At 71.8% G+C, this 19,666-nt stretch carries 17 protein-coding genes; 9 read left to right on the forward strand and 8 right to left on the reverse strand.

Going from position 1 to position 19,666, the window contains the following annotated elements; translation table 11 throughout:
• Window positions 1–57 precede the first annotated feature (57 nt).
• Entirely contained in the window at window positions 58–3,882 is a 3,825-nt protein-coding gene (locus AC067Z_RS03365) for a tetratricopeptide repeat protein (protein ID WP_478787728.1), read from the reverse strand.
• 36 nt (window positions 3,883–3,918) lie between these two features.
• Here AC067Z_RS03365 and AC067Z_RS03370 point away from each other — a divergent pair, with 36 nt between their 5' ends.
• Window positions 3,919–4,227, forward strand: a complete 309-nt coding sequence (locus AC067Z_RS03370; protein ID WP_478787729.1) for a trypco2 family protein — start codon at window positions 3,919–3,921, stop codon at window positions 4,225–4,227.
• Window positions 4,228–4,295: 68 nt separating this feature from the next.
• Here AC067Z_RS03370 and AC067Z_RS03375 read toward each other — a convergent pair whose 3' ends face one another.
• A complete protein-coding gene (locus AC067Z_RS03375; RefSeq protein WP_478788046.1) occupies window positions 4,296–5,714 on the reverse strand; it encodes a zf-HC2 domain-containing protein in 1,419 nt (472 codons plus the stop codon).
• Between the two features lie 8 nt (window positions 5,715–5,722).
• Window positions 5,723–6,304 carry a sigma-70 family RNA polymerase sigma factor gene (locus AC067Z_RS03380; protein WP_478787730.1) on the reverse strand — a complete coding sequence of 194 codons (582 nt, stop codon included), beginning with the start codon at window positions 6,302–6,304 and terminating at the stop codon, window positions 5,723–5,725.
• A 270-nt stretch (window positions 6,305–6,574) separates the two neighbouring features.
• On the opposite strand from AC067Z_RS03380, the gene AC067Z_RS03385 reads away from it, so the two are divergent.
• Together AC067Z_RS03385 and AC067Z_RS03390 are read left to right on the forward strand one after the other, a co-directional pair.
• Entirely contained in the window at window positions 6,575–6,949 is a 375-nt protein-coding gene (locus AC067Z_RS03385) for an STAS domain-containing protein (RefSeq protein ID WP_478788047.1), read from the forward strand.
• A 250-nt stretch (window positions 6,950–7,199) separates the two neighbouring features.
• Window positions 7,200–7,718: an EF-hand domain-containing protein gene (locus tag AC067Z_RS03390; protein ID WP_478787731.1), complete on the forward strand. Its 519-nt coding sequence runs from the start codon at window positions 7,200–7,202 to the stop codon at window positions 7,716–7,718.
• A 54-nt stretch (window positions 7,719–7,772) separates the two neighbouring features.
• Here AC067Z_RS03390 and AC067Z_RS03395 read toward each other — a convergent pair whose 3' ends face one another.
• A complete protein-coding gene (locus AC067Z_RS03395; protein WP_478787732.1) occupies window positions 7,773–9,284 on the reverse strand; it encodes a class I adenylate-forming enzyme family protein in 1,512 nt (503 codons plus the stop codon).
• 131 nt (window positions 9,285–9,415) lie between these two features.
• Between AC067Z_RS03395 and AC067Z_RS03400 the strand changes: the two genes are divergently transcribed.
• The 4 genes from AC067Z_RS03400 (at window position 9,416) to AC067Z_RS03415 (ending at window position 13,483) form a co-directional block, all read left to right on the forward strand.
• Window positions 9,416–10,609: an amidohydrolase family protein gene (locus AC067Z_RS03400; RefSeq protein WP_478787733.1), complete on the forward strand. Its 1,194-nt coding sequence runs from the start codon at window positions 9,416–9,418 to the stop codon at window positions 10,607–10,609.
• Window positions 10,609–11,742, forward strand: coding sequence for an acyl-CoA dehydrogenase family protein (locus tag AC067Z_RS03405; protein ID WP_478787734.1), 1,134 nt, complete (start codon window positions 10,609–10,611; stop codon window positions 11,740–11,742). Before AC067Z_RS03400 ends, AC067Z_RS03405 begins: the two co-directional genes overlap by 1 nt.
• Window positions 11,742–12,617: an acyl-CoA dehydrogenase family protein gene (locus AC067Z_RS03410; RefSeq protein ID WP_478787735.1), complete on the forward strand. Its 876-nt coding sequence runs from the start codon at window positions 11,742–11,744 to the stop codon at window positions 12,615–12,617. The genes AC067Z_RS03405 and AC067Z_RS03410 overlap by 1 nt, the downstream gene beginning before the upstream one ends.
• A gap of 377 nt (window positions 12,618–12,994) precedes the next feature.
• Window positions 12,995–13,483 carry an ATP-binding protein gene (locus tag AC067Z_RS03415; protein ID WP_478787736.1) on the forward strand — a complete coding sequence of 163 codons (489 nt, stop codon included), beginning with the start codon at window positions 12,995–12,997 and terminating at the stop codon, window positions 13,481–13,483.
• A 46-nt stretch (window positions 13,484–13,529) separates the two neighbouring features.
• On the opposite strand, the gene AC067Z_RS03420 is transcribed toward AC067Z_RS03415, so the two are convergent.
• The gene (locus tag AC067Z_RS03420) at window positions 13,530–14,456 is read right to left on the reverse strand and encodes a cyclase family protein (protein ID WP_478787737.1); all 927 of its coding nucleotides are present in this window, start codon (window positions 14,454–14,456) and stop codon (window positions 13,530–13,532) included.
• 83 nt (window positions 14,457–14,539) lie between these two features.
• Here AC067Z_RS03420 and AC067Z_RS03425 point away from each other — a divergent pair, with 83 nt between their 5' ends.
• Window positions 14,540–15,451 carry an SDR family oxidoreductase gene (locus tag AC067Z_RS03425; RefSeq protein ID WP_478787738.1) on the forward strand — a complete coding sequence of 304 codons (912 nt, stop codon included), beginning with the start codon at window positions 14,540–14,542 and terminating at the stop codon, window positions 15,449–15,451.
• A gap of 44 nt (window positions 15,452–15,495) precedes the next feature.
• Window positions 15,496–16,545: a Zn-dependent alcohol dehydrogenase gene (locus AC067Z_RS03430; protein ID WP_478787739.1), complete on the forward strand. Its 1,050-nt coding sequence runs from the start codon at window positions 15,496–15,498 to the stop codon at window positions 16,543–16,545.
• Window positions 16,546–16,716: 171 nt separating this feature from the next.
• Here AC067Z_RS03430 and AC067Z_RS03435 read toward each other — a convergent pair whose 3' ends face one another.
• From AC067Z_RS03435 to AC067Z_RS03445, 3 genes are read right to left on the reverse strand one after another with little or no spacing between them, the layout of a single operon-like run.
• Window positions 16,717–18,654, reverse strand: coding sequence for an ABC transporter permease (locus AC067Z_RS03435; RefSeq protein WP_478787740.1), 1,938 nt, complete (start codon window positions 18,652–18,654; stop codon window positions 16,717–16,719).
• 19 nt (window positions 18,655–18,673) lie between these two features.
• A complete protein-coding gene (locus tag AC067Z_RS03440; protein WP_478787741.1) occupies window positions 18,674–18,973 on the reverse strand; it encodes a hypothetical protein in 300 nt (99 codons plus the stop codon).
• Window positions 18,970–19,662, reverse strand: a complete 693-nt coding sequence (locus tag AC067Z_RS03445; protein WP_478787742.1) for an ABC transporter ATP-binding protein — start codon at window positions 19,660–19,662, stop codon at window positions 18,970–18,972. The genes AC067Z_RS03440 and AC067Z_RS03445 overlap by 4 nt, the downstream gene beginning before the upstream one ends.
• Window positions 19,663–19,666 lie beyond the last annotated feature (4 nt).

A 19,666-nucleotide genomic window follows, 5' to 3' on the forward strand; every position in this document is an offset into this window, starting at 1 on the left:
GCTGTGCGGGACCGGCCCGCCGGATCGCGGGCAGCGCACGCGTTGCGCGCGGCGGCGTCATGCGCCCCCGTCCCCGGTGCCGACGGCCCGGCGGCGCCGGCCGAGACCGGAGCCCAGATGGCGGATGCCCAGGGGGCGGGTGCGGAACGCGTTGTCCAGCAGTGCTTCCGCCAGGGCCGCACCCTCAGGGTGGTCCGTGCGCGAGACCTGTTTCGCCAGTCGGCGGTAGCTCGCCGACAGTTGGTGCCGCAATTCCCGTTCGTTCGCCGGGACCTCGATCGGTGCCGGAAGCATCGCCCGCAGCTCGGCGAGGGGATCGCCCGCGCCCTTCTCCCGTGCCACGAGGACCAGTTCGAGCAGCAGCTCACGCAGCTCCGCCGTCAGCCGCTCGTGCGCATGTCCGTCGGTGAGCCCCTCGTGGCCGGCCAGCCGGTGCAGCGCCGTCAGCGCGCGCGCCGCGGACGCCACCGTCGGCGGTGCCCCCGCGTGGATCCGCACCATCGCCGTGCGCGCGGCCGTCCGGTGCCGGGAGTCCGGCGGCACGCCCTCCAGGGACGCCAGCGCCCGGCCCGGGCTGTGCCGGGCGAGATGGATCCGGGCGAGACCGAACGCCGCCGCTCCCAGCGCATGGTTGCGCTGCCACACCGCGTCGTAGAAACGCATGGCCTGTTCCTCGTGCGCCTCGCGCGCCGCCGCGGCCTCCGGGGCGAGCGTGCGCTCCCCGGTGCGCCACTCGTGGGCGAGCCTCTCGTGGCAGTAGCCGAGCGCCAGCTTGGGCGCGTACTCCCCGGGGATCGCGCCGTACACCGCGTCGAAGCAGCTCAGCGCACGGTTCACCGCGCCCTGCGCGAGCTCGGTGAGCCCCCGGTGCCAGTCGAGCCGCCAGTCGTACCGCGCCCGGTCGCCGAGGAGCCGGCGCGCACGGTCGAGTTCCATCCTCGCCGTGACCAGTTCGTCGTTGCGGCTGCGGCGCCGCCAGCCCGCGAGCTCCAGATGGAGCCGGCAGCGCAGCAGATGCAGCTCGGGCGAGGGCAGCCAGTCGTCACTGAGCTGGAGCAGGCCGGCCGGGTCGTCGTACGACGTGCGCCGCAGTTCCTTCCAGTTGGGGTCCTGCTCGTCCGGTGCCGGGACGGGCAGCGCCACTGCCGCCTCGGCCGGCCCCGGCACTTGCGCGCCCGGCCCCTGCCCGGGGCGGTCGTCCGCGTCCGCGCGCCAGCGTTCCAGCGGCGGGGCCTTGCCGAGCCGGCCGTCGAGCGCCGCCGCCGGGGAGGCGAACAGCGACGACGGCTGGAACGTCTCCTCGCCCAGCCGCAGCGAGCGCAGTTCGCGCAGGACGCCCCGCAGCTGCACGCTCATCTCCCGCGCCGATGCGTACCGCAGCCGCGGATCGGCGGCCGTCGCCCGGCGCAGTGCCCGCTGCAGCGACTCCGTGCCGAGGTCGGCCGGGGACGCGGGGTCCTTGGCGAGCATGTCGCCGAGGACCGCGCCGACCGTGTACAGGTCGCTCGCCGTCGTCATCTCGCCCCGCGTCCCGGCCTCCGGCGGCCGATGGCTGACCGGCCCCGGCGCGCCCGGCTCCCGCACCCCGGCGACGTCGATGAGCTTGATGCCGTTGCCGCAGTGCAGGACGTTGGTGAGGGACAGATCGCCGTAGACGAGCTTCTCCTGCTCGTGCAGATAGCTGAATGCGTCGAGGATCAGCAGCCCGTACGCCACGATGAACTCGCGCACCCGCGGCCCCGCGAACGGCGCGTCCTGCTGTCCGATCCTGGCCGCGACCCACGAGAGCGGCGCGCCGTCGGCGAACTCCATCACGATGAAGTCGGCGGAGGACGACTGCGAATCGGCCGTGTGCCGGGCGTAGTTGACCACACGGATGACGGAGGGGTGGTTGAGGCTGACCAGCCGGTGCCGTTCCCGGTCCGCCCCCGGCACGGCGTCCGGACTGTTCGGGTCGAGGATGCCCTTGAGGGCGACGGGCCGCATCTCCAGCAGCAGATCACGCGCCAGATACACCTGGCCGTGGCTGCCCTGCCCGATCGGGCCCGCCACCTCGTACTGCTGATGCAGCAGGTCGCCCGCGGAAAGCCGCGCACGGGTCCCCGGCGTGACGAGGGCGTCCGGGTCGCGCACGGCGACGACCGGGAGATCGGTCAGTTCGTCGCCGGGCGGCTCGACGACGAACTCGCGCGGTCCCATGGGCCCGGCAAGCACCGCCTCCGCGGTCTCGGCCTCCAGCAGGGCGGCCTCGATGCCGATGGCCAGCCGGAACAGCCCGTGCGGCAGGGCGGGCGTGCCGTACAACGGGCCGCCGGGCCGCAGTTGCTGGAGCTCGCGGCGCAGCCGGGGCGCCCGGGTGCGCGGATGCGTGCCCCGGCCGGGGGCCGGGCCACGGGCCGGGAGCGCGCGCAGGCGCCGCTCGGTCTCGGCGAGGCGGCCGACGCGGCCGGCGAGCCGTTCGGCGCGGCGGTCCGGCCAGTCGGGTTCCATCAACTGTTCGCGGACGAGGTCCAGCAGGGGTGAGTGCGGGTCGCTGAAGACGAGGAGGAGCCGGGTTTCGCCGCCGGCGAGGAGGGCGCGCAGCAGCTCCACGATCTCGGCGTCGGGTGAGGCGGAACGGTCGATGGAGAGGAACGCGGCGCTCAGCGGGGTGCTCTCGTCGGCGATGCGCTGCAGGACGAGGGCGTGCGGGCCGGCTGCCCGGAGCGACGGCGACGGGGACGCTGATGCGCCGCCGGGTGCGGTTGCGCCTGCCGAGTCCGCGCCCGGTTCCTGCCCCGGGTCCGGCCCGGGGTCCGGCCCGGGGTCCGGCTCAGGTGCGAGCTCCGGCTCGGGGACGTCCAGACCGATCCGGTCCGCCGCCTGGAGCGCCAGCTCCGCCGCCGTGCGGTTCGTGGCGTCGACCGCGAAGTCGATGCTGCCGACCTGCGGTTCTTCCGCCGACGCGGCCGTGGCGGACGGGCGCGGCGGGCCCGGCGGGCTCTGTTCGCGGTCGGCGAGTGTCAGCACCGTCCGGATGGTGTGCAGCAGTTCGTGCTCGCCCTCACCGGCGAACGCGGGCTCCACCGGGTCCGTGTCCGGCGCGCCGTCCAGCCAGCGCGTCAGCCGCCGGTGCAGCCCCGGCACCCGGCCCGACACCGTCCGGTCGTGTGCCACGGCGATGTCGTGCGACACGGCCCGCGATCCCCTGATCACCAGCCCCAGCCGCTCCAGCGGCAGATGCTTGAGCACCGTCTCCGTCGGGATCATGTACGCGTGGTCCCGGCGCACCCGCGCCTGCGGAGTGCCGAACTGGTGCGCCACGATGCCGATCACCCGGCGGGAACGGCTGTGCACGACCCCGCAGCCGCTGTAGCCGTGCCGTACCACGTACGGCGATCCCTGGGTGTCGAGCTGCACCCACTCCGGCTTCGGCGCGGGGCCGCCGCGCCCCATCAGCCTGGCGTCCAGATGCTCGCCGCCGGGCAGATCCTCGGGGTAGCCCGTGAAGTGCACGTGCTCGCCGCGCGCCGGGATCTGGCGGTGCAGCACGGCGGGTGGCACGGCAGGTTCGTGGTCCAGTTTGAGCAGCGCCAGATCACCACTGAACTGCGCGGTGGGCGGCACGAGATATTCGTGCAGCAGCCGTGCGCGCAGCGGCTCGAGGGCACCACCGGACCGCGCGCTGCGCGGCACGTCGACGTACACGGTGTCCAGCGGGACGCGGACGCCCGAGGGGCCGGGGCGGGACAGGACGGTGTGCGCGCAGGTGAGCACCAGCCCTCCGGGGAGCAGCACCCCGGCGCCGAGCGGCCGGCCTGCCCGGTCCCGGGTGCGGAGCAGGCATACTCGCCAACTCTCTTCGTGTGACGGAGAGTTGGATGTGCGATACAGCTCGCTCATACTGCTCAACGATAACTACGGGAGACGGGGGGCGCGATGGCCGAGCGTGACGAAACCGCGGTTGCGGGTCTGGCCGAGGTGATCGGGCAGGTCCGTGACGAGCTCGAACGGGCCCAGCACGCGGCGGAGGGCCGCGATCTGCGGTTCCGTGTGGAGAGCGTGCATCTCGAGTTCGGGGTGCAGGTCAGACGGGAGGGCAGCGGCAGCGCGGAGCTGCGGATCGGGGTGCTCACGGCGGGCGGGGGCGGTACGCGGGGCAGCGAACGTACGCACACGATCCAGATCGAGCTGAAGCCGCACGGCGCGGACGGCGACCCGAACATCAGCGTGGGCGGCGAACGCTGACCCCCGAACCGCGGAACGGCACCGCACGGGCGCCGCGCCAGTGCGGGAGTTCCGGCCGCCGGCCGTCCTCACAGACGGCTGAGCGCGGCCGCCGCGAAGAGCACGTCCCGGATCGCGTCCCGGTCGCCGTCCTGACCGGCCGCGGCCTCCTCCGGCGACACATGTCCGGCGACGAGTTTGCAGAACTCGACTCCATCGAGCGCCACTTGGGCGATCGACAGATCGGCGGAGCCGACCGCGGCGGGGGAGTCCAGGGCGATGTACCAGCTGCCGCCGCCGCTCCCCTCGACCTCCAGATGCAGCGAACGCCCCGGTGCGCCCGCCGCCACCAGGTTCCGTGCGGGCCCGGCGAGCCCCGCGCGACGGCGTTCCGCGAGCGCGGCGGGCAGCAGTCGCGCCGCAAGGTCGATCATCCGGTTCAGATGGGCGCCGCTGGGCGGCGCGTACGGATAGTCGACTGCGTCGGCGATGTCGTCGGCGTGGATCCAGCACTCGAAGGCGCGGTCGAGCAGCGAGTCGCGCAGCGGCAGGGAGAACGCCCCGTACGAGACGGACAGTTCGGCGACGCCACGGCCCGCGAACGACACCGTGCGGATGAGTGTGTGGCTCTGGTCGCGCCATGGTTCGCGGATGGTGTGGGTCGGCGGACGATCGGCGGCGCTCCAGAACGTCTCGGTCCGCGCGGTGGGCGGCGCCGGAGCCGAAGGACCGAGCGGGTCGTTCAGCCCGAGCGCACTCGCTACCAGCCCGTCCACGACCATCAGATGCCCTATGACACCGGCGACGGTGGTGCGGCGGTTCACCTGCCGGTCGCCCTCGAACCACTTCAGGCGTACCGGGGCGTGCCACTCGGAGTCGCCGATGTCGCGCAGCAGGGCGTCGAGCCGTGCGGTCTCGGCGTCGTAGGGGTCGGCCCAGTCGGGCACGGGGATACGCGCGGGCCGGCGGCCCAGGCAGTTCTCCAGCACCCGGAACCGCAGCAGGGGGTCGAGGTCCAGATCGCGGTCGGTGTGCAGCAGCCCTACGGCGTCCCGCAGCCGCAGCGCCTCCTCGGCGCAGGGCGCGCACTCGCCGAGGTGCTCCTCGACGGCGGCGGTCTCCTCGGGCGAGCAGGCGGACAGTGCCCATGCGCCGAGGAGGGACTTGAGCACTCTGTGCGTCGGCACCGACGGGGCGCCGGTGCCCGGCGCGGGGTGGCCGTCGTCCGGCGGCCGTACGGCGTCCTGGCGTTCGCCGGTCGCATCCCTTTGCGCATCCGTACGCGTGTCGGCCTCCGGCTCCGCCGGGCCGGCGCCGGCCTCCCGACGGACGGGGTCCGCGGGACCGGTCGCATCGTCCTCCGCGGCCGGGGGCCGGTGGCGGCGTGGCAGCGGAGGCCGCAGCGCCTCCGGGGAGAGGTTGTCCGCGGCAGGCCGAGGAGACGGTATGCGCGGAACGCCCCGCACCTCGTCCCGCTCCTGCTCGCGTCCGTCGTCGCCGCCGTCCAGTGGCCCGTTCACAGCGCCCGTCCGTATCCGGGCGGTGACGAGCCCTCCAGCGGGCGGGTGTGCGCCGTGGACAGCAGTTGCAGGCCCAGTCGCAGTCTGCGCCTCGCCTCGTCCTCCGTGACGCCCAGGTCCGCGGCCGTCTGCCGGTAGTCCCTGCGCTGGAAGTACGCCAGCTCCAGCGCGGCGCGCAGCGGCGCCGGCATCGACGTCACGATGTAGTCGGCGCGGGCGGCCACCGCCGCACGGCGCACCTTCTGCTCCAGGTCCTCCGCCGTGCCCTCGCCGCCCCGCGCGAGCGCGGCTGCCTCGCTCTGGCGGAGGCGGTGCACGGCCTGGTTGTTGGTGAGCCTCGCCACCCAGGAGCGCATGGAGCCCTGTTTGGGGTCGTACGCGTCGGGGTTCTCCCAGATGTAGCCGAAGACCTCGCGGGTGACCTGGTCGGCGGCCTCGTCGTCATCCAGCACCCGGTGCGCCTGGCTGTGCACGAGGGCGGCGAATCGGTCGTACAGCTCCCCGAGCGCCGCGGCCTCGCCCCGCGCCAGCCGCTGCTGCATCCTGCGGTCCCAGCGCGGTGGTGCGTCCTTCGCCATGCGACCCCCAGACCTCGCGTTCCGTGTCTGTTGCTCTGCCCTGTCGCTCTCGCCGCCCCGTGTCTTCTTCGAATGTAGTGCGCCGAATGAATTACGCATGCCCCTTTGCCCCAACTACGCCCCAGGGCGTCGCCCGGGATGGTAACGCCGCGGAGGGCGGAACTCCGGGTGATGTCCGTCGCGTTTCAGGGTGGGGCGGCAGGGCAGTGGCCAGTGGAAGGACGGCTTCCGGTCTCCGGACCGGCCGGTTCGAGGAGAGGTCCGTACGTGATGATGCTCAAGGTGGCCGAGACCCGGCAGGGCACGTGGACCGTGCTGCACGTGTCCGGAGAGCTCGATCTCGTCTCCTCTCCCGTGGTCCGCCAGCGGGTGCACGACGCCGTCGCGGCCGGCGACCGCGATGTCGTGCTCGACCTCTCCGACGTGCTGTTCTGCGATTCGAGCGGTGTGGGCGTGCTCGTCGCCGCCCGCCGGCTGATGCGGTCCTGCCAGGGCAGGCTGCGGCTGATCCTGCCCGCGCGCGGCGCCGAGGAGGGCTCGCACGTCAACAGGGTGCTGGCCGCTCTCGGCGTGCGCCGCCTCTTCGAGGTCTACGCCGACACGGTGTCGGCCACGGACGAGGAGGCCCGCCCGCTCTCGGCCTAGGGTCTTTCGTTCGGATCGAGCCCGCCAAGATCCGAACGAGAGGGTCTGGCCCCTCTCCGGTCGCGCCGACAGGCAGGACTCCGCGCCGGTCAAGCAGGATATAACGGACATCACCGGCTCCGCGCCCCCCGTGCATCCGTGCCTCCGTGCGTGCGTTCCTGCCGGTCACCCGCCCTTCTCCCGGATGTCGTCAGTGCGCAATTCACCGGGTACGTACACGCGTCAGCGCCCGGGGCCGTACTCTCCCCGCATGGACAGCGCAGAGTACGAGCGGAAGATCGCTTCCCGCTTCGCCGCTTTCGATCAGGACGGCAACGGCTTCATCGACCGCGAGGACTTCAGCAAGGCCGCGGCCTCGGTCCTCGCCGAGTTCTCCGTCGCCGCACGCTCCGACAAGGGCCAGGCTCTCTACAGCGGCGCCGAGGCGTTCTGGCAGGGCATGGCCGGGATCGCCGACGTGGACGGCGACCAGCGAGTCAGCCGCCAGGAGTTCGTGACAGGCGCGGTCAAGAGACTGCGCGACAACCCGCAGCGGTTCGGCGAGATCGCCCGGCCGTTCCTGCACGCAGTCGTCGCCGTGGCCGACCAGGACGGCGCCGGGGTGACCCCGGCGGCGGCCGAGCGCGTCCTGCGCGCCCTGGGCGTCGACCCGCAGATCGCGGCGCAGGCCGGGGCGGCTCTGGACACCGACGGCGACGGCCGGATCTCGGAGGAGGAGGTCCTGACGGCTTTCGCCGCGTACTACGTCACCCCCGAGCAGCCCCAGTAGCAAGCAGCCCCGTGACCCCGCGGCCGCCCGCCCCGCCGGCGGGCGGCAGCGGGGTCACGCGTAGCGCTCCCTGAGCTTGTACTTGAGCACCTTGCGCAGTGCGTCGTTGCGAGGCAGCGCATCGACGACCTCCAGCTGTTCCGGCAGCTTGTGCACCGAGAGGCCCGCGGCGCGCAGGTGGGCGCCGATGCTCTCCAGGGTGGGATCCGGTGCGCCCGGCGCCCGTTCGACGACCGCGCAGACCCGCTCCCCGCGTTCGGCGTCCGGCAGTCCGACGACCGCGGCGTCTGCCACCGCGGGATGCTGATGCAGCAGATCCTCGATCTCCTTGGCGGAGATGTTCTCCCCCTTGCGGATGATGACGTCCTTGATCCGTCCGGTGAGGACCAGATGGCCGCTGCCGGTGAGGTGCCCGAGGTCGCCGGTGATCAGGAAGCCCTCGGAGTCGAAGGCCCCGGCCGTTGCCGCCGGGTCGAGGTAGCCCCGGCAGACCGCCTCGCCGCGCAGCCGGACCTGGCCGTCGACGATCCGTATCTCCATCCCGGCCGGCGGGCGGCCCTCGGTGGTGGCGAGGTTCTCGGCGGTGTCGTCGGGCGCGCCCATGGTGATCATCGGGACTTCGGTCATGCCGTAGCCGTGGGTGAGCGCGCAGCCCATTTCGCGGACGACGGCGTGGTAGAGCTCGGGCGGCTTGGGCGCGCCGCCGCCCGCGAGCAGCCGCAGTGTGGGGATCAGCTTCTCGCCGGGCTGTTTGCGCTGTTCGGCGAGGAACATCGAGTAGAAGGCGGTGGAGCCGCCCGCCGTGGTCACCCCGTGTCTGCGGTACTCCGCCAGCGCGTCGGGCAGGGTGAACTTCTCGAAGAGCACGGCGGGGAATCCGTACAGCAGCAGCATCACCAGGTAGTCGGGGCCGCCGATGTGCGCGAAGGGGAAGGCGATCGAGCCGACGTCGTCCGCCGTCAGCCGCAGCGCGTGGGCCAGGCACGAGCCGCCCGCGATCAGGGAACGGTCCGTGTGCAGCACGCCCTTGGGGTCGGACGTGGTGCCCGAGGTCCAGTAGATCCAGCGCACGTCCGTGCCCTCGGACGGTGGTGGGGGCAGCGCCGAGGGGTCCGCGTCGGGGAGGGTGTCGTACGCGTCGAAGACGCCGCGCGTTCCCAGCCGTTCCGCCATCGCCCGATGGTCGAAGCCCCGCCATTCGCCCGGTACGGCGAAGTGCTCGGCCTTGGACTCGCGCAGCGCGAAGCCGACCTCGCGGTCCCGGTAGAAGGGGATGACCGGGGACTGCACGGCGCCGAGCCGGGCGAGCGCCACGGAGAGCAGCACGGTCTCGATCCGGGTGGGCAGCTGCCAGGCGACGACTGTGCCGGGCCGCACGCCCTGCGCGTACAGCCCGGCCGCGACGCGTTCGGAGCGGTCGCGCAGCTCGCCGAAGGTGAGGGTGCGGTCGTCCTGGAGCAGAACGGGGCGGCCCGGGGTGAGCGCGGCGCGCCGGGTGACGAGTTCCCAGAGCGTGCGTGACTCCCCGAGTGCGTGTGCGGTCTCGTTCGCAGCTTCCGTCGCCATCGCCGGACCTCCGTAACTGACGGACTGTCAGATCGTAGAGCCCGCCGCCTTGTCGGTCCAGGGGTGCGGGACTAGCCTGAGATCTGACGACCCGTCAGACACCTGTGGAGTCATCGGCAGCGGAGGCCTCGATGGACAAGGAACTGCCCCGGATCGTGAGCGTCGACGACCATGTGATCGAGCCGGCGCACCTCTTCCGGACCTGGCTCCCGGCCAAGTACCGCGACCGCGGCCCGCAGCCGCTGACCACCGGGATCGGCGAGCTCGCCTACGTCGGCGGGAAGTACCGGATCACGATGGACCCGGACGGACCGCCCGCGGACTGGTGGATCTACGAGGACCTGCAGTTCCCGTACAAACGGAACATCGCCGCCGTCGGCTTCGACCGCGACGACATGACCCTCGAGGGCATCACCCGCGCCGAGATGCGCCCCGGCTGCTGGGACCCGGCCGAACGCCTCAAGGACATGGACCTCAATCACGTCGAGGCCTCGCTCTGCTTCCCCACCTTCCCGCGCTTCTGCGGCCAGACCTTCGCCGAGGCCCATGACAAGGAGGTCGCCCTCGCCTGCGTACGGGCCTACAACGACTGGATGGTCGAGGAGTGGTGCGGCGACAGCGGCGGCCGGCTCATCCCGCTGTGCATCATTCCCCTCTGGGACATCGGCCTCGCCGTCGCCGAGATCCGGCGCAACGCGGCACGCGGCGTCAAGGCCGTCACCTTCTCCGAGATCCCCACGCACCTCGGACTGCCGTCCATCCACTCCGGCTACTGGGACCCGTTCTTCGCCGTCTGCCAGGAGACCGGCACGGTCGTCAACATGCACATCGGGTCCAGCTCCCAGATGCCCGCCGCCTCGCCCGACGCCCCACCCGCCGTCCAGGCGTCGCTCAGCTTCAACAACGCGATGGCCTCGATGATGGACTTCCTCTTCAGCGGCGTGCTGGTGAAGTTCCCCCGCCTCAAACTGGCCTACAGCGAGGGCCAGATGGGCTGGATCCCGTACGCACTGGAACGCGCCGACGACGTGTGGGAGGAACACCGCGCCTGGGGCGGCGTGCGCGACCTGATTCCCGAGCCGCCCTCCAGCTACTACTACCGGCAGATCTTCTGCTGCTTCTTCCGCGACAAGCACGGTGTCGCCTCGCTCGACGTCGTCGGCCGCGACAACGCCACCTTCGAGACCGACTATCCGCACGTCGACTCGACCTTCCCGCACACCAAGGAGGTCGCGCTCGACCACGTGAAGGACCTCGACGACGAGACGGTCCACAAACTCATGCGCGGCAACGCGATCCGGATGCTGGGCCTGGACCTGGTCTGATGGATCTCACGTACACGGCCGACGAGGAGGGCTTCCGGGCACGGCTGCGCGAATGGCTGGCGGTCGTGCTCCCCAAGCTGCCGCCGAGACCGTCACCGGACGACTGGCCCGGCAGGCGCGCCCGCGACAGCGCATGGCAGCGGGCGCTGTACGACGCCGGATACGCCGAGGTGCAGTGGAGCGCCTCCCCGACCCTGCGGCTGATCTACCTGGAGGAGACGGAGCGGGCCGGTGCCCCCTACGTCGGGGCGAACTTCGTCGGGCTGCTGCATGCGGGCCCGACGATCGCCGCCGAGGGCACCGAGGAACAGCGCGCGCGCTGGCTGCCGCCGATCCTGCGGGGCGACGAGATCTGGTGCCAGGGCTTCAGCGAACCGGACGCCGGCTCCGACCTCGCCGCGCTGCGCACCCGGGCCGTGCGCGACGGGGACGCGTACGTCGTCACCGGATCGAAGATCTGGACGTCGCACGCGGAGGTCGCCGACTGGTGCGAACTGCTCGTCCGCACCGACCCGGACGCCCCGAAGCACCGCGGCATCAGCTGGCTCGCCCTGCCCATGGACGCGCCCGGCATCACGGTGCGGCCGCTGCGCACCCTTGCGGGATCGGCCGAGTTCGCCGAGGTCTTCCTCGACGAGGTGCGGGTCCCCGTCGCGAACCGGGTCGGTGCCGAGAACGACGGCTGGCGCGTCACCCAGGTCACGCTCTCCTTCGAGCGCGGCACCGCCTTCGCCGGCGAGGTCGTCGCCTGCCGCCGCACCCTCGCCGAACTCGCCCGCGCGGCCAAGGACAACGGCCGCTGGGACGACGCCGCGCTGCGCCGCAGGCTCGGGCGCCTGCATGCCGAGTTCGCCGCGCTGTGGCGGCTCATCCAGTGGAACGTGAGCGAGGCGTCCGCGTCCGGGAGCGTCCCCGGTGCGGGCGGATCCGTCTTCAAACTGCGCTACTCGCACGCCCGTCAGGAGCTGTACGACGCGGCGGCCGACGTCCTCGGCCCCGAGGCGTTCGACCTCTCCCACGACTGGACGCTGGACCGGCTGTCGTCCCTCTCGTACACGATCGCGGCCGGCACCTCCCAGATCCAGCGCAGCATCGTCGCCGAGCGGATACTCGGCCTGCCGAAGGGGCGTTGATGGACTTCCGGCTCACCGACGACCAGCGCGCCCTGCGGGCCGGGGTGCGCGCACTCCTCGCCGCGCGCTTCGGGCACGAGGCCCTGCGCGCCGCCGTGTCCGCGCCGGAGCTCGACCGCGGGCTGTGGCGGGAGCTGGGAGCGGCCGGGTTCTTCGCGTTGCGGCTGCCCGAAGCGGACGGCGGCGTCGGCCTCGGACTGCCGGAGGCGGTGCTCGTGTTCGAGGAGGCGGGCCGTGTGCTCCTGCCGGGACCACTGGTGGCCACCCATCTCGCGGCCGGTACCGTCCCCGGTGCCGCCACCGGCGAGACGGTCGTGACCGCGTCCGACGGCGTGCTCGTGCCCTGGCTGGACGCCTCCGACGCCGTGCTCGGCGACGTCGCCGACCCCGTGCCGGTGCGTTCCCTCGACCCGTTGACCCCGCTGCACCGGACCGCGGGCGGCCGCGGCGGGCGGCCCGATCCCGTCGCCGTGCTCCTCACCGCCGCCGAACAGGCAGGCTCCGCGGCCCGGACGACGGACATGGCCGTGCGATACGCCCGTGAGCGCAGTCAGTTCGGCCGCCCGATCGGAGCCTTCCAGGCGGTGAGCCACCTGTGCGCCGGAATGCTCGTACGGACGGAGCTGGCCCGCACGGCCGTGTACGCCGCTGCCGTCACCGCCGACCCGGTGGAGATCGCCGGTGCCAAACTCCTCGCCGACGATGCGGCGGTGAGCGGTGCGCGGGACTGTCTCCAGGTGTTCGGCGGGATGGGCTTCACCTGGGAGGCGGACGTCCACCTCCACCTCAAGCGGGCATGGCTGCGGGCCGGGATGTGGCTGACGGCGGCCGAGGCGGAGGAGATGCAGGCTGAGGCATTGGCCTGGGCACTCTGAAGCGTCACCGTCTGTTGATATCGGGTTGTGTCCTTCGGGCGTCTCGTCACGGCCCGGAGTCGACACCCTGCTCCGGTACGCTCCGTCAGATGCGAGTCGCTGCGAGGACGAGGTCCCACGGCGCGGCCGGTCCGGCTGCCTCCGACCCTTCGATGCGCGCTGATCGGCCGGTAAGGACACGGCCTCCGAGCCTGTGTTCGACTCCCTGCGAGGTGCGTCGCACAGTATGCACCATGCGTACTCCTTCCCGCTGGAATATGCCCGAAGCGCTTGTTGCGGTGACTGTACGTCAACCATGCTGTCCTGCAAGGAAATCACGTTCCGTGAAGGCTGCGAGGCGCAAGGCGATGTGTCCGCCGGTTCGGATGGTGTGAGCGGTGCAGGTGCTTCTGGTGCAGTTGGAGGTCGGACCCGACCCTGCGGAGGTGGGGCGGGCGCGCAGATGGGCCCGTTCCCGTCTGGTCGGATCGGGCATGAGGGACGACGAACCGCTGGCCGAGACGCTGATCCTGCTGATCTCGGAGCTCGTCACCAACGCCGTGGTGCACACCGGCTGTCCCGCAGTGCTGAGGATGCTGTTCGGCGCAGGACCCGCCGAGGCGGGCACCGTCCGGGTCGAGGTCGCCGACGCCAGCACCTGCCCGCCCCGCCCCCGGCGTGCGGAGGGCGAAGACACGAACGGTCGTGGTCTGGAACTCGTCGACGGGCTCGCCGACCGATGGGGCTGGCGGGCCGAGGGCCGGGGCAAGTCCATCTGGTGCGAGGTGGACCGATGTCCCCGCCCCGCGGCGACGCCGGTGTACGAGCCGACGGCGTACGGCATCGAGCAGTGCGTCGGCCTCCGTGCGACGGCCCGCGGCGCGTGACGCCGTAGCCGGCGTCGCGGACCCGACAAGATCGCCCGGACAGTGCTTAGAGGACGGCCACCGGCGCCACGGGTGTGCCCGTCCCGCCGACGAACGGTTCCGGCATCGCGCACAGCAGGAACGCGTGGCGCCCCTCCTGCGCACAGGCCTCGGACAGTTCCTCCAGGTTCCAGTTCTGGCCCTGGAGCATGCCCATCTCCACGAGGTGGAGCGCATGCACGGGCAGCCACAGATTCTCGATCTCCGGCGGGAAGATCTCGAAGGTGAGTGTGTCGTTCGCGACGGCCGCGACATCGCGGGCGTGGAACCACTCGGGAGTGCGGACCGAAAGGCCCGGTGAGGGATACCCGTAGCCGTGCCGGTCCCCGCCGAGGAGCACCTGCATCTGGCCCGTCCGTACGAGCACGATGTCCCCGGCCCGGACCGTGACCCCGCCGAACTCGGCTGCTTCGTCCAGGTCCTCGGGTGTGACCGCGTGATCGCCCGGCAGCCGGTCCAGGCCCTTCGCTCGGGCCACGTCCAGCAGCACGCCGCGTGAAACGACCGGCGGCGCCTTGTCGATACCGCTGAACCGGGCGCGGGTGTGCGGTGTGATCGAGTCGGCCGGACGCCCGTTGAAGATGCGCCCCGAGTGGGAGGCGTGGGTCAGCGCGTCCCAGTGCGTCGCCGACTGCAGGCCCATCGTCACGATGTCGTCGCTGGTCGCGACGGTGCCGGGCCCGAAGAGCTCCTGGTTGATCTGCACCATGGAGTGCAGGGGGTTGACGCGGCCGGGGATCATCCCGGTCTGCACGCCGTCCTGGTGGAGGGGGAGCGCGAGGGGGATGCGGCGCCCGGTGAGGACGGTGCCGGCAGCTTCTCGCACCACCTCCTCGGTGATCAGGTTCAGCGTCCCGGTCTCGTCGTCCTGACCCCATCGCCCCCAGTTGTTCACGCGCTTGGCGATGTCGTGGAACTCGGCCGGCAGGGACATGGGTCCTCCTGGGGCTTGTGCTCTGCTGTCCGCCTGACCGTAAAATCTAACGGTCCGTCAGAAACCGCGGGAAGGGGCCGGGCATGGGGAACTTCTTGGCAGGCAAGGTGATCGCCGTGACCGGCGCGGGCCGCGGCATAGGCCGCGCGGTCGCCCTCGCCGCCGCCGCCGAGGGCGCCAAGGTCGTCGTCAACGACTACGGCGTCTCCGTCGCGGGCGGCGCCCCGACGAGCGAGATCGCCGCCGCCGTCGTCAAGGAGATCGAGGCCGCGGGCGGCGAAGCGGTCGCCGTCGCCGACGACATCTCCACGATGGAGGGCGGACAGCGGGTCGTGGACGTCGCGCTCACCCGGTACGGGCGGGTCGACGGCGTCGTGTGCGTCGCCGGGATCCTGCGGGAGCGGATGCTGTTCAACATGTCCGAGGAGGAGTGGGACCCCGTCCTCGCCACCCACCTCAAGGGCACGTTCACGCTCTTCCGCGCCGCTTCGGCGGTCATGCGTAAACAGGGCACCGGCACACTGATCGGCTTCACCAGCGGCAACCACCAGGGGTCCGTCTCGCAGGCCAACTACTCGGCGGCGAAGGGCGGAATCATCTCCCTCGTCCGCAGCGCGGCGCTCGGCCTGCACAAGTACGGCGTCACGGCGAACGCGGTCGCCCCCGTCGCCCGCACCCGAATGTCGGCGGGCGTCCCCATGGAACTGAAGGAGATCGGCGACCCGGAGGATGTGGCGGCGCTGGTCGTCTATCTGCTGTCGGAGCGGGCACGCACCGAGCGGATCACCGGGCAGGTGTACACGGTCGCGGGCCCGAAGATCGCGGTCTGGGCGCAGCCCAGGGAGCTCCGGGCGGCATACGGCGACGGCCCCTGGACCCCGCAGCGCATCGCCGACTTCCTCCCGGGCACCGTCGGTACCGACCCGATGCCGATGCTGGCGCAGCTGGAGGAGATGCAGCGGGCGGCGGCCGAGGGCGCCCGCCCGAACACCTGAGACCGGACGGACCACCGCACCACCCCACCGAAGGGAAGCGGGACATGAGAGGCGTCGTGTTCGACGGCAGGCAGGCGCAGGTCGTCGACGACCTGGAGATACGACAACCGGCCCCCGGAGAGGTCCTGGTCGCCGTCGCCGCGGCCGGACTGTGTCACAGCGATCTGTCGGTGATCGACGGCACGATCCCCTTCCCGGCCCCGGTGGTCCTCGGCCACGAGGGCGCCGGGATCGTCGAGGCGGTCGGCGCGGGCGTCGGCCATGTCGCCCCCGGCGACCATGTCTCGCTCTCCACCCTCGCGAACTGCGGTGCCTGCGCCGACTGCGACCGCGGCCGCCCGACGATGTGCCGTCGCGCGATCGGCCGCCCCGGCCGGCCGTTCTCCCGCGGCGGCGCCCCCCTGTTCCAGTTCGCGTCCAACTCCGCCTTCGCCGAGCGGACCCTCGTCAAGGGTGTCCAGGCCGTGAAGATCCCCGCCGACATCCCCCTCACGTCGGCGGCGCTCATCGGCTGCGGTGTCCTCACCGGAGTCGGGGCCGTCCTGAACCGCGCCAAGGTGGACCGCGGCGACACCGTGGTCGTCATCGGCACCGGCGGCATCGGCCTCAACGTCCTTCAGGGTGCCCGGATCGCGGGCGCGTCGGCGATCGTCGCCGTCGATTCGAACCCGGCGAAGGAGGCGGCGGCCCGGCAGTTCGGTGCGACGGAGTTCCTCGCGTCCACAGCCGGCGTACGGGACCTCCTGCCCACGGGCGCCGACCACGTCTTCGAGTGCGTCGGCAGCACCGCGCTGATCCGCCAGGCGATCGACCTGCTCGACCGCCGCGGTCAGGCGATCCTGCTGGGCATGCCGTCCCCGACGGCGGAAGCGTCGTTCCTGCCCGCGTCGCTCTTCCTGGACAAGTCGGTCCTCGGCTGCCGCTACGGATCGTCGCGCCCGCAGCACGACATCGCCCTCTACGCCGAGCTGTACCGGCAGGGCCGCCTGCTGCTCGACGAACTGGTCACCGAGACCTACCCGGTGGAGGACTTCGCCAAGGCGGCGGACGACGCGCACCACGGGCGGGTGGCGCGGGGGGTGCTGACGTTCTGAGCGGGCGGACGGTCACACGCCCCGGGCCAACGGGCTTATCCGCGGGAGCCCTCACCCGAGTCCTCGACGAATCCCGGCTCGAGCTCGAAGGCCCCGCACTGGGTGCAGCGCATGGGTTCACCGCGCAAGTGTGCGGGGCCACAGGTCCGTTGAGCTCGGGCGCACAGCTGCCTAGTCGCGGCGAATGAGCTCGGGATCGATGCGTCGCCCGACCAGCGGCAGCGTCCCCGCGGCCGCCACTGCGACCACGCCCGCCGTGGCGATGGCGAGGCCGGGGATGCCGGCGAGGTCCCAGAAGACCTCGCCGCCGCCGGTGATCAAGTAGCTGGACTCGGCGAGCTTGCCCGCAACGAGTGCCAGTACGAGGCCGATACTCAGCGGCATGACGACCTGGGCGCATTGGACTGCCCGCATGGTCCGGGCACGGGCTCCGATCAGGGTGATGGCGGTGACCTGCGCCCGGCGTTCCACGGCACGGTCTGTTACGGACACGAGGAAGGCCGACACGCCGATGATCAGGCCCATGATCATGCCCAGGGCCAGCAAGGTCTGGATGACGGCGATCTGCTGGAGGCCGTTGATGTTGACTCCGATGGGGTCTATCTCGGCTGTCGGGACGATGGCTCCGATGCCGTCGAGGACCTTGCGCACCTCGTCGGGGGCGGAGCTGCTGGTGAGGATGAACTGCGCCGATTGCGGTCGGGCCCCGTCGGGCAACGCCGAGGGCGGCACGAGGACGGCTGCTGAGCCGACCGCCGACGGGGCGTGCGCCGTGTAAGTGATCTGGGTGGGAGGGAGGGTGATGCTCAAGGTCTTGTCCTGCCCGCCCCCTCGTAGCCGATAGCGGAACGAGGCGCCGGGTTCCACGCCCGGGTCGGTGCTGGAGTTGGGATCGATGAGCCGCAGTACCTTGCCGTCCACGCAGCCCTTTGAGTGCTGTACGAGTTCGGACAGTTGGGCACAGGTGGCGACGAGCGCGGTGGCTCGGGGCTGGACGTCGGAGCTCGACTCGTCGGGGTCGGTCCAGGACTCCATGGTCAGAGCGTGTGCGCGTACGCCGGGCACCTCGGCGAGATCGAGCTGCTGTTGAGGGGTGAGGCCGGACAGGGAAATGGCGTAGTCCTGCGCGGTGGTGTGCGGGCGGGTGACCTGTTTCAGCTCGATGAGGATGCCCTGGGCGAGTGAGGCGGCGTAGACCAGCAGCACAAGACCGGTGACGACGCGCATGGTGCTACCAGGCTCGACCTCGTTGCGGCGCATCGCCAGGTTGAGGATGAGGGATTGCGTGGACCTCGCTACCTTGCGTGCGAGGGTGAACGAGATCAGCGGCAGTGTGAGCACCAGCCCGATGCTGGTCAGCAGTACGCCGGCTGGGACGAGCAGCGCGTTCGGGCCGGTGTTCGAGGCAGGGTGTGCAGTGAGGCCGGTGGCGCAGTAGCCGGCCACGATGCCCAGGCCGGTCACCAGCAGCAGGCCGCCCCACTTCGACGGCGGCCTGGGTGCCGCGGTGCGCCGCACGGCCAGGGGATTGGCCGCCGCGTCACGTGCGCTGGACCGGCCTACGAACCAGGCGAGGGCCGGGCAGCCGATCAGGCAGATGACGACGGTTGTCGTGGACAGGGCGCCATCGCCCGGATACCACTTCAGGTCGGGCAGACCTGTGCGGGACATCGCCTGATTGAGGATCCAGTACTCACCGAGCCCGAGGAGTGCTCCGAGCAGGGCGGCGACCACGTTCTCGGCAGCGTTCACACGCTGGGTGCCCTTGGCGCTGAGCCCCAGCAGGCGCAGCGATGCGAGGCGGCGCATCCGGCTGGCGGCGGAGAGGCGGGCACAGACGGAGAGGAAGATACCCAGCGGAAGCAGGACGAGTGTGCCCAGGGCGAACCGGAGGTTGGTCAGGGTGGAGGGCTCGACGGCCGGGAACGGTGCGTAGCTGTACCCGAAGCCTGTCAGTACCCGTGCCTCGTCGGCGATCTGGCCCTTTGTGGTGCCGATGTAGGCATACAGCTCGTCGGGGTGCGCGAGGCCGGATGCGTCGATCACGCCTGACTCGCGGCCCGGCAGCATCCCCTCGACGGCAGGCTGGTCCCGCAGCAGGTTGTGCACGCGCGGGGAGACCCACACCTCACCCGGGTTCGGGACGGCTGTCAGCCCCCTTGGCGATGAACACGCGGGTGAATGCCTTCGAGCCGTACGGGTCCGATCGCTGAAGGACGAGGGCCGCGTCCACCGGCCCGGCGGCGGCCGTCCGGGGTTCGCGGGCCGCGGCACGACCGTCGTGTGCGTCGAGTATCGCTGGGATGGTGAGGACGAGGGCGAGACAGCACACGCCGATGGAGCCGCCCGCCGCCATCAGGAGGAAACGCACGCGGTTGCCGCGGCCGGCACCGAACAGGAGCCGTAGGCCGAGGAGGAACTCCTTCACGCCGCCCCCTGAGGGGAGAGAAGCCCGTCGGACATCGTGTAATGGCTGTCCGCCTGGGCGGCGACGGCAGGGTCGTGTGTGACGAGGATGACGGCCGTGTCCTGCGACCGGGCAAGGTCGAGAAACTCCTTCAGCACGGTGGAAGCGTTGGCGCTGTCCAAGGAGCCGGTCGGCTCGTCCGCGAAGACGACGGCCGGGCGGTGGACCAGGGCGCGTGCGACGGCGACACGTTGGCTCTGCCCGCCCGATACCTGCGAGGGGCGGCGTTCGCGCAATTCTCCGAGTCCGAGCCGCTCAAGCACCTCGCCGGCTACCGCGAGGGCGGGTCGCTTGCGCTGCCCGGCCAAGCGCAGCGGCAGGGCGGTGTTCTCCTCGATGGTCAGCTCGGGGAGCAACTCGCCGTACTGGAAGACGAAACCGAAGCGTTCGCGGCGTAGCGTACTGATCTGATCGTCGGTAAGGCGGCCGAACAGGTGGCCGTCGAACCGTATCTGCCCCCTCGTGACGGGCAGCACGCCTGCCAGGCAGTACAGCAGCGAGGACTTTCCCGAGCCGCTCTGCCCCGTGATGGCCACCACCTCGCCCCGCGCAACCGAGAGGTGGGCGCCGCTGACGGCCGCCTGGGTGCCGTAGAAGAGGTCGACTCCGTCGGCACAAAGTATTTCTGACGTACTGATGGCTTCCCCCAAGAAG

It is taken from the genome of Streptomyces sp. NPDC043812, from assembly GCF_056436245.1.